The sequence below is a fragment of the Tardiphaga sp. 839_C3_N1_4 genome (genome assembly GCF_051811045.1).
Classification (GTDB): domain Bacteria; phylum Pseudomonadota; class Alphaproteobacteria; order Rhizobiales; family Xanthobacteraceae; genus Tardiphaga.
On record NZ_JBPWQD010000001.1, the window covers coordinates 311448 to 327317 of the forward strand.

General features: G+C 62.0%; 15 protein-coding genes. 3 read left to right on the forward strand and 12 right to left on the reverse strand.

The annotated features are described in order from the left end of the window. Positions 1 to 95: 95 nt before the first annotated feature. Positions 96 to 1397, reverse strand: coding sequence for a DNA polymerase IV (locus AB8A38_RS01820; RefSeq protein ID WP_439088448.1), 1302 nt, complete (start codon positions 1395 to 1397; stop codon positions 96 to 98). Then, the gene (locus AB8A38_RS01825) at positions 1388 to 1681 is read right to left on the reverse strand and encodes a DUF3572 domain-containing protein (protein ID WP_116661868.1); all 294 of its coding nucleotides are present in this window, start codon (positions 1679 to 1681) and stop codon (positions 1388 to 1390) included. The genes AB8A38_RS01820 and AB8A38_RS01825 overlap by 10 nt, the downstream gene beginning before the upstream one ends. Positions 1682 to 1903: 222 nt before the next feature. Between AB8A38_RS01825 and AB8A38_RS01830 the strand changes: the two genes are divergently transcribed. Both AB8A38_RS01830 and AB8A38_RS01835 read left to right on the forward strand, forming a co-directional pair. Continuing rightward, positions 1904 to 2269 (forward strand): response regulator, encoded by a 366-nt coding sequence (locus AB8A38_RS01830; protein WP_068732379.1) that lies wholly within the window; start codon positions 1904 to 1906, stop codon positions 2267 to 2269. A gap of 10 nt (positions 2270 to 2279) precedes the next feature. Continuing rightward, positions 2280 to 3653, forward strand: a complete 1374-nt coding sequence (locus AB8A38_RS01835) for a PleD family two-component system response regulator (protein ID WP_439084751.1) — start codon at positions 2280 to 2282, stop codon at positions 3651 to 3653. Between the two features lie 7 nt (positions 3654 to 3660). Here the strand turns inward: AB8A38_RS01835 and AB8A38_RS01840 are convergent, their stop codons facing one another. The 5 genes from AB8A38_RS01840 to AB8A38_RS01860 all read right to left on the reverse strand — a co-directional run bounded on the left by AB8A38_RS01840 (position 3661) and on the right by AB8A38_RS01860 (position 8166). Continuing rightward, positions 3661 to 4434, reverse strand: coding sequence for a hypothetical protein (locus tag AB8A38_RS01840; RefSeq protein ID WP_439084752.1), 774 nt, complete (start codon positions 4432 to 4434; stop codon positions 3661 to 3663). A gap of 281 nt (positions 4435 to 4715) precedes the next feature. Continuing rightward, on the reverse strand, positions 4716 to 4883 hold the full coding sequence (gene rpmG / locus AB8A38_RS01845; RefSeq protein ID WP_068732385.1) for a 50S ribosomal protein L33: 168 nt from the start codon (positions 4881 to 4883) through the stop codon (positions 4716 to 4718). A 186-nt stretch (positions 4884 to 5069) separates the two neighbouring features. After that, positions 5070 to 5594, reverse strand: coding sequence for a GNAT family N-acetyltransferase (locus tag AB8A38_RS01850; protein WP_439084753.1), 525 nt, complete (start codon positions 5592 to 5594; stop codon positions 5070 to 5072). Between the two features lie 71 nt (positions 5595 to 5665). After that, positions 5666 to 6997, reverse strand: a complete 1332-nt coding sequence (locus tag AB8A38_RS01855; RefSeq protein ID WP_439084754.1) for an LLM class flavin-dependent oxidoreductase — start codon at positions 6995 to 6997, stop codon at positions 5666 to 5668. Positions 6998 to 7251: 254 nt separating this feature from the next. Continuing rightward, positions 7252 to 8166 carry a LysR substrate-binding domain-containing protein gene (locus AB8A38_RS01860; protein ID WP_439084755.1) on the reverse strand — a complete coding sequence of 305 codons (915 nt, stop codon included), beginning with the start codon at positions 8164 to 8166 and terminating at the stop codon, positions 7252 to 7254. A gap of 116 nt (positions 8167 to 8282) precedes the next feature. Here AB8A38_RS01860 and AB8A38_RS01865 point away from each other — a divergent pair, with 116 nt between their 5' ends. Next, positions 8283 to 9020 (forward strand): SDR family oxidoreductase, encoded by a 738-nt coding sequence (locus AB8A38_RS01865; protein ID WP_439084756.1) that lies wholly within the window; start codon positions 8283 to 8285, stop codon positions 9018 to 9020. Positions 9021 to 9071: 51 nt separating this feature from the next. Here the strand turns inward: AB8A38_RS01865 and AB8A38_RS01870 are convergent, their stop codons facing one another. The 5 genes from AB8A38_RS01870 to topA all read right to left on the reverse strand — a co-directional run bounded on the left by AB8A38_RS01870 (position 9072) and on the right by topA (position 15776). Next, positions 9072 to 9299: a hypothetical protein gene (locus tag AB8A38_RS01870; protein ID WP_092144352.1), complete on the reverse strand. Its 228-nt coding sequence runs from the start codon at positions 9297 to 9299 to the stop codon at positions 9072 to 9074. 117 nt (positions 9300 to 9416) lie between these two features. Further along, the gene (locus AB8A38_RS01875; RefSeq protein ID WP_089263756.1) at positions 9417 to 10154 is read right to left on the reverse strand and encodes an NUDIX hydrolase; all 738 of its coding nucleotides are present in this window, start codon (positions 10152 to 10154) and stop codon (positions 9417 to 9419) included. 54 nt (positions 10155 to 10208) lie between these two features. Continuing rightward, complete coding sequence (locus tag AB8A38_RS01880) at positions 10209 to 10631, reverse strand: DUF983 domain-containing protein (RefSeq protein ID WP_439072145.1); 423 nt, start codon at positions 10629 to 10631, stop codon at positions 10209 to 10211. Between the two features lie 4 nt (positions 10632 to 10635). Next, positions 10636 to 13020, reverse strand: a complete 2385-nt coding sequence (rnr, locus tag AB8A38_RS01885; RefSeq protein ID WP_439084757.1) for a ribonuclease R — start codon at positions 13018 to 13020, stop codon at positions 10636 to 10638. Between the two features lie 11 nt (positions 13021 to 13031). Beyond that, the gene (gene topA, locus AB8A38_RS01890; protein ID WP_439084758.1) at positions 13032 to 15776 is read right to left on the reverse strand and encodes a type I DNA topoisomerase; all 2745 of its coding nucleotides are present in this window, start codon (positions 15774 to 15776) and stop codon (positions 13032 to 13034) included. Positions 15777 to 15870 lie beyond the last annotated feature (94 nt).

Below are 15870 nucleotides of genomic sequence, written 5' to 3' on the forward strand. Positions count from 1 at the left end.
TTTCAGGAGTCGACGAAGATCCATATTCGACCATCTCACGGCCACCACAGCGTGGGAAGCCCGGACCCATCACAAGTTCGCAATCCCTATGGGGATTATGTCCTTGGCTTCTCCGGCCCGTCATAGGCGATGCCGCGGATCACCGCGGCACTGCCGAACTTCTTCCTGAGGTCGTCCATTGCCCGTTCGGCATGCGATGAACGGCGGTCGAGCATGTTGTCGTCGCCGGCCTCGTTGCCGGGCTTGAGCGCGCTGACACCAGTGCCGATCAGGCGAAAGGCCGTGCCGTCGATTTCTTTCGCCAGCATCTCGCGGCTGATATCGAAGATCCGCGCCGCCATCTGCGTTGGCGACTGGATCGACTGCGAGCGGGTGCGCTGGCGGAAATCCGCGGTCTTCAGTTTCAGCGTGACCGTGGTGCCGGACAATTCGCTGCTCTTGAGACGCGATGAAACCTTTTCCGACAATCGCCACAGGATCTTTTCCAGCGTGGCGTAGTCGCGGATGTCCTCATTGAACGTCGTCTCATTGGAAATCGTCTTCGCGCCGCGATCGGCGACAACAAGGCGGTCATCGATGCCGCGGGCGAGGCGCCACAGCCTGCGGCCTTCGCCGCCGAACTGTTTCATCAGGTCGGTCTCGTCGGCCTTCTGGATATCGCTGATCTTGCGGAATCCACGCTGCGATAGCTTCTCGGCCGTCGCGGGGCCGACGCCGTAGATGAAGCTGACGGGTCTGTCGGCGAGCATGGCCACGGCATCGTCCTGATCGAGCGTGGCGAAGCCGCGTGGCTTGTCGAGATCGCTGGCGATCTTGGCGAGAAACTTGTTCACCGACAGACCGACCGAAACAGTGATGCCGACAGTTCGCTCGATATCGGCGGCGAATTTTGCCAGCACCTTGGCCGGAATCATGCCGTGGACGCGCTGCGTGCCGGACAGGTCGAGAAAGGCTTCGTCGATCGACAGTGGCTCGACCAGCGGCGTCAGCGCCTGCATGGCGTGGCGGACCTCGCGGCCGACCCGGACATATTTCGCCATGTCGGGTCGCACCACGACGGCGTCGGGGCAGAGATCCAGCGCCTTGAACATCGGCATCGCCGAGCGCACGCCATAGGTGCGCGCGATGTAGCAGGCCGCGGACACCACACCACGCTTGCCGCCGCCGATGATGACGGGCCGATCCACGATGTCGGGATTGTCGCGCTTCTCGACGGTGGCGTAGAACGCGTCGCAATCGATATGCGCCAGCGTCAGCGACGGCAGCGCATGGTGTCGCACCAGGCGCGGCGACCCGCATGACGTGCAGCGCTTGACGCGTGCATCCAGATCCACAAGGCAATCCCGGCAGAAGCAGCGCGGTCCGCTTAGCTCCGACGGGGAGGGGCTCACGTAAATTCCTGCCCGCGGGGATCGAGCGCCTGCCGCGCGGCGGCGATGGTGGTGGGGTCCAGTTGCGACGACGCCGAAAACGCCTTCACGGTCTCGTCGTCGCGCAGCACGAAATCGAGCACGCTGACGAGGAACTGTGGATCCTTTGCAGCCGAGCGGAGAGTCTCCGGACCGATTCCACTCTCGGACAGGAACAGGCCCAGCCGCTCAGGTTCCCCGGCAACGAAGGACAGCGCCTGAATCGCAACGATTTCAGCAACTTCGCTGGGGTGGCGCTGGGGTTTTTTCATCACGCGTGTTTGCCTTTCCGTAACTTATCGTCTCTATTTTAAGTCATCATGCCCGAGTCACCGGGGCGATTCCAGTTGCAGGGATACGCGCGGTACACGGGCACTTCGGCGGGGTGGCCGAAGTGAATTTGGAAGTTCGCTTCGAACATCACATTGGCCGGTGACGCAGGGCAATCATGCTCAGCGAAACAAGAACGCTCGTGTTCTGGATTGGAGGGCGGGATGGCAAAAACCGTCCTGATCGTGGAGGACAACGAGCTCAACATGAAGCTCTTCCGTGACCTGCTGGAAGCCCATGGCTATCAGACAGTCGGCACGAGCAATGGCTATGAAGCGCTCGATCTTGTCCGCTCGCTCCGCCCCGATCTCATCCTCATGGATATTCAGTTACCACAGGTCTCCGGTCTCGAAGTAACCGGATGGATCAAGAAGGATCCTGCGATCAGCATGATCCCCGTCGTCGCCGTCACAGCCTTCGCCATGAAGGGCGACGAAGAACGTATCCGCGAAGGCGGCTGCGAAGCCTATTTGTCAAAGCCCATTTCGGTCGGAAAATTTATCGAAACCGTGCGTCGGTTCATCGGTTAGGGAGTTCCCTATGTCAGCGCGTATTCTTGTCGTCGATGACATCCCCGCCAACGTGAAGCTTCTGGAAGCCCGTCTCTCGGCGGAGTATTTCGACGTCATCACCGCGTCCAACGGCGCACAGGCGCTGGAAGTCTGCGCGCGTTCCGAATGCGACCTGATCCTGCTCGACGTCATGATGCCCGACATGGACGGCTTCGAAGTCTGCCGTCGCCTGAAAGCCAATCCGAAGACGCATTTCATTCCGGTGGTCATGGTCACCGCGCTGGATTCGCCGTCCGATCGCGTGCGCGGCCTCGAAGCCGGCGCCGATGACTTTCTCACCAAGCCCGTCGCCGATGCCGTGCTGGTGGCCCGCGTACGCTCGCTGACGCGTCTAAAGATGATGACCGATGAGCTGCGCATGCGCGCCATCACCTCGCTGGAAATCGGCATGCAGGCGCCTGAGCGCAGCGCGGTGTCTGATCTGGGTGTGGGTGGACGCATTCTGCTGGTCGACGATCGTCCATCATCCTATGAGCGGCTCGCGCCTGTCCTGTCGGCCGAACACACCGTCGATGTCGAACCCAATCCGACCGAGGCGCTGTTTCATGCCGCCGAGGGCAATTACGATCTGCTCATTGTCTCGCTGAGCCTTGAGAATTTCGACGGTCTGCGGCTGTGCAGCCAGGCGCGTTCGCTGGAGCGCACGCGGCAGATTCCGATTCTCGCGATTGCCGATGCCGATAACAATCCGCGGCTGCTGCGCGGTCTCGAGATCGGCGTCAACGACTACCTGATGCGCCCGGTGGACAAGAACGAGCTGCTGGCCCGCGCCCGCACGCAGGTGCGCCGTCGCCGTTACACCGATCATCTGCGCGACAACGTTCAGCACTCCATCGAAGCCGCGATCACCGACGGTCTGACCGGACTGCATAATCGGCGCTACATGGAAAGCCATCTGCAAACGCTGGCAGAGCAGGCGGCGACCCGCGGCAAGCCCTTGGCGCTGATGATGCTCGACATCGACTTCTTCAAGTCGATCAATGACAATCACGGCCATGATTGCGGTGACGACGTGCTGCGCGAATTCGCCGTGCGCATTCGCAAGTCGATCCGTGGCATCGATCTGGCCTGTCGCTACGGCGGCGAGGAATTCGTCATCGTCATGCCCGAGACCGACATGCACGTCGCCAGCATGGTGGCCGAGCGTCTGCGTCGCTCGATCGCAGGCGAGCCGTTCTCCATCGACAAGGGCAACAAGCGCATCGAGGTCACGATCTCGATCGGGTTGTCGACGCTGGAGAAGAAGGGCGAGCCCGTCGCCGACGTGCTCAAGCGTGCGGACGTGGCGCTGTATCGCGCCAAGCACGACGGCCGCAATCGCGTGGTTGCTGCGGCGGCCTAAGCCACGATCAAAGACGCGTTCTGGCCGATGGCTGCGACCATCGCGACGGCGGCGAGATCGGGCGTGATCCCGTATCGAAGGTCTGTGTGACCTGCCGGGCCGCGCAGTAAGCCGGGCGCGTCATGCGTGCGCGCAGATAGGCGTCGGCTTCTTTCGTCGGCAATTCCTTATCGATCACGAGTTTGTCGAGCGCGCAGGCGAGGGCATCCGCGCCGGGCTTGGTGCCGGTGGCGTCGCAGGTCCAGCCGGAGAGGAACACAGTTCTGGTATCGAAGCGCGAGCTGAAGGCGAGGCACTGTTTCCAGCGGCCATCGGTCTCGACGCGCGTTTCGACGGCATGGACAGGGCCGTAGCGCGTTTCCAGATCGAAGTGCGTGGAAAGCGTCTGGAAGCGCATGTTGCGCAAAAGCTTTGTTTCGCGCGGTTCAAAAGTCGGCCGCGTCTGGAGGCCGCCCGGGGGCGGGAACGCGATCGCCACGGTGAGATCGATCCCGCGATGATCCAGTGCCCCGTATTGCATGACCTCAACACGGCCAAGCAGTCCACTGGTGATGATATCGGAGCTGACGGGTAACCGTGTGAAGCTGCCGTCAGTGATCCTGAAAGCTGGCTTGTCCTGGACCACCTGGACGCGATTGCCCCAGAGCCAGATCACCCCGAAGGCGATGAGCCCGAACACGATCATTCCGAAAAAATAGAATGCGTAGCGAACGAAAACGCCCGCCAGAGACACCGCAGACGTGAACTGGCCAGCCGTCGTGTCTGTATCGCGGAAAGACAAGGGTTGCTCCCGATGCAAATCAATTGCGTCGAATGATACCGACTTGTCGCACGAAATGACGTGAATACCGTTTCAATCGCAGGCTTCATGCCCGCCATAGTTGTGGCAGGGTAAATACGGTGCTGCGCGCATCGCTAAAATTGAAACGATTGGCCTGGGCTTCTTACTTAACCTCGCCCCGCCTAGCGAAGCTTCGCTTCGCCGGGAGCGGGGAGAGGTTAAAAAGAAAACGGGGCCCGAAAGGGCCCCGTTCAAAATCCGTCAGCAGCTGTATTCAGCGCTTACTTGATCTTGGCTTCCTTGAATTCAACGTGCTTGCGCGCGACCGGGTCGTACTTCTTCTTGACCATCTTGTCGGTCATGGTGCGCGAGTTCTTCTTGGCGGTGTAGTAGAAGCCGGTGTCCGCGGTGGAAACGAGCTTGACCTTGATGGTGACCGCTTTGGCCATGGCAGAACCTCTGAATGTCGGGAATCGGGTGACAGCCAGAGAACTGGCCGTGTTGGGGCGCAACCTAGCCCCGAACGCCCCAAAGTCAAGGTTTTCCGGGCGGAAAAACGGACCGAATCCGGGCCCTTAACCCGGAAAGAACCGGTTTTCAGGCTGCGGCGGGGCTGAATTGCCCGCCATTGGACATCAGAGCGTCTTGTAGAAAAAGCTGGCCGCATCCCGGGTGCTATTGTCCGGGCTGGTGGCGTAGCCAGGAACCTCGCCGAATTTGGTCCAGCCGAGCCTGGCGTAGAGCCGTTCGCCGGCGCCGCCCGTGGCGGTATCCAGTGTCAACAGCGTACGGCTGATCCGATGCGCTTCGTGTTCTGCCGCCAACAGCAGTGCCGCGCCAAGTCCCTGACGCCGGGCGCGACGATGCACCAGCATCTTGGCGATGTCGGCGCGGAAGGCCTGGTTCTCCTGCGGTGCCAGGATCAATTGCACGGTCCCGTCGACGCGATCCCCGGCCTCTGCCGTAAAGATCAATCGTTCGCCGCGGGTGTGGCTGGCAAGCGCGCCGTCCCACCACGCTTCGGCCTTCGCGCGGGTCATCGGCCAGACGAAATTGACCGAGGCACCACCTTCGGCAGAATCGACGAGGAGATCGATCAGGCCATTACGTTTGGACCATGCCTCATGCGGCGTGAGGAGACGGATGACATGCGCGCTCATAGAATTGTCCGGGATGGGGATCGCAGCACAACGGGCGGGAGCAGTAGCTGATGCGATCCCTCGCAGCGGAGTCAAGTTGCAGAGGGAAAGAACCGGTTTTCCGGCCGTGGAAGGCCCAAATTCTCCCGGAGGGTGGTCCCTTCATATTCGGTACGGAAAATACCCCGTCGCTGCAGTTCCGGGATCACCCGATCAACGAACTCGTTCAGCCCCTCCGGCAGATAGGGGAACATGATGTTGAAGCCGTCGGAGGCCTCGGTTTCCAGCCATTCCTGCATCTCGTCGGCGATGGTCTGGGGCGTGCCCACGAAGGCGGAGCCGCCATAGCCGCCGAGGCGCTGGGCAAGCTGGCGCACGGTCAGGTTCTCGCGCCGGGCGAGGGCGATGACGCGCTCGCGGCCGCTCTTGCTGGCATTGGTTTCGGGAATCTCGGGCAGCGGGCCATCGGGATCGAAGACGGAGGCATCGGTGCCGAGATTGATCGAGAGCGAGGCGATGGCATTGGCGTAATGCACCTTGCTGTCGAGCAGCGCGCGTTTCTCTTTGGCTTCATCCACGCTGTCGCCGACTACCACGAAGGCGCCGGGCAGGATCTTGAGATGGTCGCGGTCGCGGCCGAGCGCGGCCATGCGGCCCTTGATATCGGCATAGAGCTTTTGTGCTTCGCCGATCGGACCGCCGCCGGTGAACACGGCTTCCGCGGTTTCGGCGGCGAGCTGCTTGCCGTCCTCCGATGCGCCGGCCTGTACGATGACCGGCCATCCCTGGACGGGCCGGGCGATATTCAGCGGGCCGCGGACCGAGAGATACGGACCCTTGTGATCGAGCACATGCATCTTCTCGGGATCCATGAAGATGCCGGTCTCGACATTGCGGATGAAGGCATCGTCGGCAAAGGAATCCCAGAGGCCGGTGACGACGTCGTAGAATTCGCGCGCGCGCTTGTAGCGCTCGGCATGCTCCATGTGATCGTCCAGGCCGAAGTTCAGCGCGGCATCGGGATTCGATGTGGTGACGATATTCCAGCCGGCGCGTCCGCCCGAGATATGATCCAGCGAGGCAAAGCGGCGGGCGACGTGATAGGGCGCGTCAAAGGTGGTGGAGCCGGTGGCGACGAGGCCGATATTGTCGGTGACGGCGGCCAGTGCCGACAGCAGCGTGAACGGCTCGAACGACGTCACGGTGTGGCTGCGCTTCAGCGCCTCGACGGGCATGTTCAGCACCGCGAGATGATCGGCCATGAAGAAAGCGTCGAACTTGCCGGCCTCGAGCTTGCGGATCATCTGTTTGAGGAAGGGAAAGTTGAAGTTGGCGTCAGGCTGAGCGCCGGGATAGCGCCATGCGCCGGTATGGATGCTGATCGGGCGCATGAAGGCCCCGAGCTTCAACTGACGCTTCGCCATCTGGAATTCCCCGTGATGCTGGTCGGGAACAGATAGGGACGCCGACGCGCGCAGGTAGATGCTGCTCACGAGAAGATTATTGCGATTTGGAATGAGGGAGGAGACTGTTTAACCCGTCATTCCGGGGCGCGGCCGCCTCTTGGCGGACGTGAACCCGGAATCCCGGAGTGATGATTACTAAAAGATTCCGGGTTCGCGTGCAGCTGGCGCTGCCCGCGCCCCGGAATGACGAGCTTGTGGTTGAGTGTGCGCCGCTACACTCGCTTCGGATTGACCGTCGGGTCCATTGCGAATTGCGTTTCCAGGTAGTCGATCATGGCGCGGGTCTTCTGCGGCACGAAGCGGCGCGAGGGATAGACCGCGCTGATCGGCACCGGTTTCGGCTCGAAAGCTTCGAGCAGCACAATGAGACGACCGGTCTCGATCTCATCCCTGAAATGCCAGATCGGCACGAAGCCGATGCCGAGGCCGGACATCACGGCTTCGCGAATGCCTTCCGAACTCTGCGTGCGCACCGGTCCGGTGGCTTCGATGGCGATCGGGCCGTCCGGACTTTCGAAGCGCCAGGTCACGCCGCCGGTGAAGCGCGTATAGGGGATGCAATCATGCCCGATGAGATCGTTCGGATGCGCAGGCGGCGTCTTGCCGCGCAGATAGGACGGCGACGCCACCAGGATGCGGCGTGTCACGCCGATCTTCCTGGCGATCAGGTTCGGGTCGGTCACGACGCCGGAGCGGATCGCGAGATCGATGCCGTCCTCGACCAGATCGCTGAAGCCGTCACTCATCACGAGGTCGACGCTGACGTCGGGGTAGCGCGCCAGAAAGCCCTTCAGATGCGGGATCACCCGCAGCCGTCCGAACACCACGGGGAGGGCCAGTTGCAACGTGCCTGATGGTCTGGCCCGGCGTCGTCCCACCGCGCCCTCGGCCTCGGCAACGGCTTCCAGCGCCAGTTTGGCGCGCTCGTAGAAACTGCGGCCATCATCGGTGAGCGTCAGCTTGCGCGTGGTGCGGGTGAACAATCGGGTGCCGAGATGGTCTTCCAGCGTTGCCACTTGGCGGCTGACGGTCGGCTGGCTGGAATTCTGCTCCTCAGCCACACGGGTGAATGAGCCCGCTTCGACGACGCGGATGAAAGCCTGGAAAAGGGCGACTGTATCGGTCATTCATCCAGAATACGGATAAATAATATCCGAACAAGCCCATAACCGCCAACGAGCGAATGGACGATGTTCTCCATGTCGGACGGCGATGGCGCCGCCCCAAATCAAAGGAGAGCATCATGACCCGCAAACTCGAAGGCAAAATCGCAGTCGTCACCGGTGGCAGCGCCGGCATCGGCCTGGCCGCGGCGCAGCGTTTCATCGACGAAGGCGCCACCGTGTTCATCACCGGCCGCCGCCAGGCCGAGCTCGATGCCGCCGTGAAGCAGCTCGGTCCGAAGGCCGTCGGTGTGCGGGCGGACGCGGGCAAGCTCGCCGATCTCGCGCATCTGTTCGATACGGTGAAGGCTGCCAAGGGCAAGATCGACGTGCTGTTCGCCAATGCCGGCGGGTATGAATTGAGCGCGTTCGGCCAGATCACCGAAGACGTCTATGACAAGATGTTCGACATCAATGTGAAGGGCGTTTTGTTCACGGTGCAGCAGGCACTGCCGCTGCTCTCCGACGGCGCCTCGGTGGTTCTCACCGGCTCGGTGTCGGGATCGAAGGGCATGGAGTCCTTCAGCGTCTACAACGCGACCAAAGCTGCAATCCGTTCCTTTGCGCGCAGTTGGACCGCGGATCTCAAGGCACGCCGGATTCGCGTTAATGTTGTCAGCCCCGGACCGATCCAGACGCCTGGCCTGGACGCGTTCGCGAATGATGACGTGAAGGGCTTCCTCAAGACGCTGGTGCCACTCGGTCGCCTCGGCACCGCGGACGAAGTCGCGAAGGCGGTTCTGTTCCTGGCATCGGATGACTCCAGCTTCGTCGCCGGCGCAGAATTGTTCGTCGACGGTGGCCTCGCTCAGATCTGACGATGGGCTTGGCAGAGCAGGAAGGCGCCGCATATGCGGCGCCTTCCCACGTCAGAAACTGTGCATGTGTGCGCTGGCGCGATACTCGCTCGCCATCAGTTCTTCGTTTTCAGCAACCTGAATCCACGAGATGGCGAGTTGTAGCAATGCACGAATTTTGCGTGGGTCAGCTTCCACGCTGGCGCGCTGGCTGAGTGCCGACGCCTTGCGACGATATTCCAGTGACGCGCGCGTGAATGTCGAAGACTCGACCTGCGGCGTCCAATTCATCTGTCCCATAACTGGGAATTCCTGTGAGCAAGACAACGGTAGCTTACCGCGCCACACCAGTTATCCCACTAAGGAAACAGTTAGAATTAGAATAGGTCGAAAAGCGAGACCTGTTACTTGATTAACTCAGCTTTCGCCGGGCAGCATATCGAGTTGCATCTTGCCGCTGTACCAATGGAAGAAGGGCAGTGGCGCGTCGTGACGGAGCGGGCCGGTGGCGAGACGCTGCTGCAATTGATTGAGCACGTTCTTCGTCATTGCGTGCGCGTCGGCGAGATGTGCGGAGCCGAGTTCGACCCAGACCAGTTCCACCAGTTCGGCATCGGCATGCACGACGCCCTCGACGCGATGCGCGATCGACGACGCATCCGCTGTGAAGAAACGCGTATCGAAGCGCTTGATGCGGCCGGGTGGTGTGATGGCGCGCGCAATCAGAAACAGGCCGGAGGGATCGGGCAGCAGACCTGCATCGCTAAAAGCTTCCCATACGCCGGGGAGCTTCCTGGTCGCGCCATCAACCTTGCGGCCGAGGCAGAGGCCGGTTTCTTCGCAGGCTTCGCGGATCGCAGCGACGGCGAGCGAACGCGCGCGCGACGGCGGCGTCTTCGGGCTGCCCTTCATCAAGTTGGCTTCAAGCTCCGGCGGCAAAGGTGCAGCCACCGGAATCTTGTTGTCGGTCGTATCGACACTGCCGCCGGGGAAGACGAACTTACCGGGCATGAACACGACCTTGTCGTGACGCTTGCCGACAAGCACTTTCGGAATCGGGCCGGAGCGATCGACCAGCATCAGGGTCGCAGCGTCGCGCGGACGCTTATAGGGATGGTGGTCGGCTTCCTTGCCGATCTCGACTGCGTCGCTCATTCCGTCTCCTGAAATTCTTCTTATTAGGCGATGTTCAAGGGGACGGAGAACGTATCAGTCAGCCGCGCCGTCGCCAAATCCATGCATGCGGAATGCCCACTGCAATCCGACCACGGCGCCCTTGACCGGCTGCAACAACAGCAGCGACGCGATCAGTGTGATCGGCAGGTAGATCGCGAGTTGCAGCGCGACCGATGGCGAATAGTTGGTCTCGATCCACAATGCGATCGGCACCACGATATGACCGACGATGACGATCACGAGATAGGCGGGAAGATCATCGGCGCGGTGCGCGGAGAAATCCTGTCCGCACTTGTCGCAGTGATCTGCGGTTTTCAGGAAGGCGCGAAACATCTTGCCTTCGCCGCAGTTCGGGCAACGACAGGCGAAGCCGCGCTTCATCGCGGTCCACACATTGCGTTTGGCGGAGGAATCCAGCGTCGCGCTCCAGATTTTCGGTGTGGTCAATGTCATCATGACGTTACCCCTTTTTCGGCTTGCCGGGGTTGCCACCGGCGCGAGCCTTGTCAGCTTTGGCAGCCTGCCGGGCATTACGACCGGGTTTGGCTTTCTTGGGCGCCTTGACCTTCTTCGACGACTTGTAATTCGTCTTGGCACCCGGATGACGCGGCCGGTCTGCAGCGTCATTGCTGCGGGCATGTTCGCGTCGGCGGTTCCGTGGGGCGGTATTGCCCTCGGAGAGCATTTCGAACCGCAAGGCACCTGCAACGGGGGCTGCCTCGACCAGACGGACATCGACGACGTCGCCCAGCCGATGCATGGCGCCACTGCGTGTACCGACGAGGGCGTGGCGAGCTTCGTCATAGTTGAAGTATTCCGTGCCCAACGTGCGGATCGGGATCAGGCCATCGGCGCCGGTCTCGGTCAATCGGACAAAGAGTCCAGCCCTGGTGACGCCGGAAATCCGGCCCTGGAAGCTCATACCGATCTTGTCGGCCAGGAAGTGCGCGATCAGCCGGTCGGACGTCTCGCGCTCGGCCTTCATGGCCCGGCGTTCGGTGGCCGAAATCTGCGCCGAGATTTCGCTCAGCGTTTCCACGGTTTCGCTCTCGGGCAGTGCGCCTTCGCCGAGCCCGAGCGCACGGATCAATGCGCGATGCACGATCAGATCTGCGTATCGCCTGATAGGTGAGGTAAAATGCGCGTAGCGGCGCAGGTTCAGACCGAAATGTCCGTAATTCTCGGCGGCATATTCCGCCTGGGCTTGCGAGCGCAAAACCACTTCATTCACCAGCGGTTCGGAATCCTGACCTTTGACCTGTGACAGCACCCGGTTGAATACCGATGGCCGCAATGCGCCCGCTTTGGCGAACGGCATGTCGAGGGTCTTGAGGAATTCCTGCAGGTTGTGAACCTTCTCCACCGAAGGCTCATCATGTACCCGATAGATAAGCGGCAGAGCCTTCTTTTCAAGCGTTTCGGCTGCGGCGACGTTGGCCAGGATCATGAACTCTTCGATGAGCTTATGCGCGTCAAGCCGCTCCGGTACGATGACGCGATCGACGGTACCGTCCTTCTTCAGCAGGATTTTTCGCTCGGGGATGTCGAGATCCAGCGGCTCGCGCTCGTCGCGCGCGAGCTTCACCTGTGCATAGGCCGCGTAAAGCGGCTTCAGGATCGGTTCGAGCAGCGGGCCGGTAGTATCGTCGGGATGGCCATCGATGGCGGCCTGCGCCTGTGCGTAGTTCAGCTTGGCCGCCGAACGCATCAGGACGCGATGGAACGTATGCGACTTCTTGCGGCCATCGACGCCGATCACCATGCGTACGGCGAGGGCGCCGCGCGGCTCGCCCGGCACCAGCGAACACAGGTCATTGGAGATGCGCTCCGGCAGCATCGGCACGACGCGGTCGGGGAAGTAGACGGAGTTGCCGCGGATCAGCGCATCGCGATCGAGCGCCGAGCCGGGACGCACATAGAAGGCGACATCGGCGATGGCGACGGTGACGATGTATCCACCCGCATTGTGCGGATCGGAATCGAGCTCCGCGTAAACGGCGTCGTCGTGATCTTTCGCATCCGGCGGATCGATGGTGACCAGCGGCACGTCACGCCAGTCTTCGCGTCCTTGCAATGTCGCAGGCTGCGCGGCTTCCGCTTCCTTCAGCGCATCGCGGGAGAACGCCTGCGGGATATCGTGCGAGTGGATCGCGATCAGGCTGACCGCCTTCTCGGAGGAGAGCGAACCGAGCCGTTCCTTCACCTTGCCGGAACCGAGGCCGTAGCCGCGGGTGCGAATGAGATCGACACTGACGAGATCGCCGTCCTCGGCGCCGTTGGCGTCGGATGCCGCGATGTTGAGTTCGCGCCCGGCCTGCTTCTTATCGACCGGGATCAATCGTCCGCCGCCATTTGGCAGCGCGCGATAGATGCCGAGCAGGCGCGTGCGTGCACCTTCGAGCACCCGCACGACGCGGCCCTGATAGCTGGCTAACTCGCCATCGTTCTCGATCTTCTCGATGCGCAACAATGCGCGGTCACCAACACCTGCCGCGGTGCCGGGCAGGGGACGGCGCGGCGTGTGAATGCGAATTTTTGGTACGACGCCGTCTGCCTCGTCCCATTCGACGGGCGTGGCGATCAACTCGCCATCGGCGTCACGCGAGGTGATGTCGACGAGCACGGTCGGCGGCAGCGCCGCGGGCTCGCGCACGCTGCGGCCCTTTTTGGCGATGGCGCCTTCGTCGGCGAGTTCGCGCAGCATGCGCTTGAGCTCGACACGGGCGGCGTTCTTCAGTCCGAATTCACGCGCGATCTCGCGGGTGCCGATCTTGCCGGGATACGCGCGAACGAACGCGACGATGGCATCCCTGGTTGGAAAGCTGCTGTCACGTTTCTTGTTCACAATTATCCGTTCTAGCCAGCGCTTTTCTTCGCGACCGTTTTCGCGGCCTTCTTCTTGGCAGGCGATGTCTTCGCCTTCACCGGCGCGCGCGCCTTGCTGGCGGCAGCCGTTTCAGCCTTGGGTTTAGCTGTGGCTTTCTTCGCAACAGCCTTCTTGGCCGCCGGCTTCTTCTCGGCCGCGTCGGCCTTCTTGGCGACAGCCTTCTTCGCCGGTGCTTTCTTGGTGCCGCGCTTCGGCTTGATGCCGCCCTTGGCCACACGCTCGTCGATCAGCGCGATCGCCTCTTCGAGCGTGATCGTCTCCTGCGTCTTGTCGCTCGGGATCGTCGCATTGACGCCGCCCGCGGTGACATAGGCACCGTAGCGTCCGCCCTTGACGGCAACGCCGCCGAGGGTCGGATGGTCGCCGAGCGGCTTGCCGGGATCGGCGCCGAAGCGACGACCTGATGGGCCCTTGGCGATTTTCTCGGCGATCAGCGTGACCGCGCGATTGAGGCCGATGTCGAACACCTCGTCGCCGGCCTCGAGGCTGGCATAGGTCTTCTCGTGTTTCACGAACGGCCCGAAACGGCCGAGGCCCGCGGAGATCGGCTCGCCGGTTTCCGGGTGCTTGCCGATCTCGCGCGGCAGCGACAGGAGCTTGAGTGCCAGATCGAGTTCGACATCGCTGGGCGACGTGTTCTTCGGAATGCCGGCACGCTTCGGCTTCTCGCCTTCTTCGTAATCCTTGGTGTCGCCGAGCTGGATGTAAGGCCCGAAACGTCCGGCCTTCACCGCGACTTCGAGACCTGACACCGGATCGGGGCCGAGCACGCGGTCAGCATTCGCACCGGAGTCCGCAGCGAGCGGACGCGTGTAGCGGCATTCCGGATAGTTCGTGCAGCCAACGAAGGCGCCGAACTTGCCGGCCTTGAGATTGAGGCGGCCGGTGCCGCAGGTCGGGCACTGGCGGGGATCGCCGCCATCTTCGCGCGGGGCGTAGATGTGTGGGCCGAGCATCTCATCGAGCGCGTCGAGCACCTGCGCCACGCGCAGATCCTTGATCTCGTTCACTGCGCCGATGAAGTCGGTCCAGAAATCCTTGAGCACCTGCTGCCAGGAGATCTCGTTGTTGGAGATCCTGTCGAGGTTCTCTTCCAGCGCCGCGGTGAAATCGTATTCCACATATTTGGCGAAGAAGTTTTCGAGGAAGGCGACGACGACGCGGCCCTTGTCCTCGCCGTACAGACGCTTCTTCTCGAGCCGAACGTAGCCGCGATCCTTCAGCACCTGCAGGATCGATGCATAGGTCGAGGGACGGCCGATGCCGAGCTCTTCCATGCGCTTGACCAGCGATGCTTCCGAGAAGCGCGGCGGCGGTTCGGTGAAATGCTGGGTAACCGCGAGGTTTTCTTTCTTCAGCGCTTCGCCTTCGCTCATGGCGGGCAGGCGGCGTGAATCTTCATCCTCGGCGTCGTCGTCCTTGCCTTCCTGATAGACGGCAAGGAAACCATCGAACTTCACGACCTGACCGGTGGCACGCAATTCGAGCAGGCGTGATCCCGCCCTGGCAGCGATATCGACGGTGGTGCGCTCCATCTCGGCGGATTCCATCTGGCTGGCGATGGTGCGCATCCAGATCAATTCATAAAGCCGCGACTGATCGCTATCGAGACGGCCGCGCAGGCTCGCCGGGCGACGCGACATATCGGTCGGACGGATCGCTTCGTGCGCTTCCTGCGCGTTCTTGGCCTTGCTCGTATATTGCCGCGCGGCGTCCGGCACATATTGCTTGCCGTAGTCTTCGCCGATGACAGAGCGGGCCTGCGTGATGGCGGAGGGGTCGATCTGCACGCCGTCGGTTCGCATATAGGTGATGAGACCGGTGGTTTCGCCGCCGATGTCGATGCCTTCATACAGACGCTGTGCAATGCGCATGGTGTGCGCCGGCGCGAAGCCGAGCTTGCGGCTGGCTTCCTGCTGCAGCGTCGAGGTCGTGAACGGCGCTTGCGGATTGCGGCGCGCGGGTTTTGCATCGACGGTGGAGACCGTGAAGTTTGCGGCTTCGATGGCCTTCTTGAAGTCTTCGGCTTCCGCACCGGTTCCGATATCGAGACGCTGGATCTTCTTGCCGTCAGCGCCGACCAGGCGGGCTTCGAAACTCTCGCCGCGCGGCGTCGCCAGCGTGGTCACCAGCGACCAGTATTCGCGTGGGATGAACTTCTCGATTTCCTGCTCGCGGTCGCAGACGAGGCGCAGTGCGACCGATTGCACGCGGCCCGCGGAACGGGCGCCGGGCAGCTTGCGCCACAGCACAGGAGAAAGCGTAAAGCCCACCAGATAATCGAGGGCACGGCGCGCCATATAGGCGTCGACCAGTGCGCCATCGATCTCGCGCGGGTTCTTCATCGCGTCGGTAACGGCCTGCTTGGTGATCGCGTTGAACACCACGCGCTCGATCTTCTGATCTTTCAGCGCGCGCTTCTGCTTGAGGACTTCGAGCACGTGCCAGGAGATCGCTTCGCCTTCGCGATCAGGGTCGGTCGCGAGAATGAGCTTGTCGGCGCCTTTGACCGCCTTGGCGATGTCGTTCAGCCGGCTGGCGGCCTTGGGGTCGATCTCCCAGATCATCTGGAAATTGGCGTCGGGATCGACCGATCCGTTCTTGGCGGGAAGGTCGCGGACATGGCCGAACGACGCCAGGACCTCATAGTCCTTGCCCAGATACTTGTTGATCGTCTTGGCCTTTGAAGGCGACTCGACAATGACGAGATTCATGTGATTCCAATAACTTACAGGGGGAATCCGGCTTGGGTCTGCGAGAGTCGCGCCAGCCGTTTCGCGGCGAACATGGGTGCGAAGGGGTCCCGTG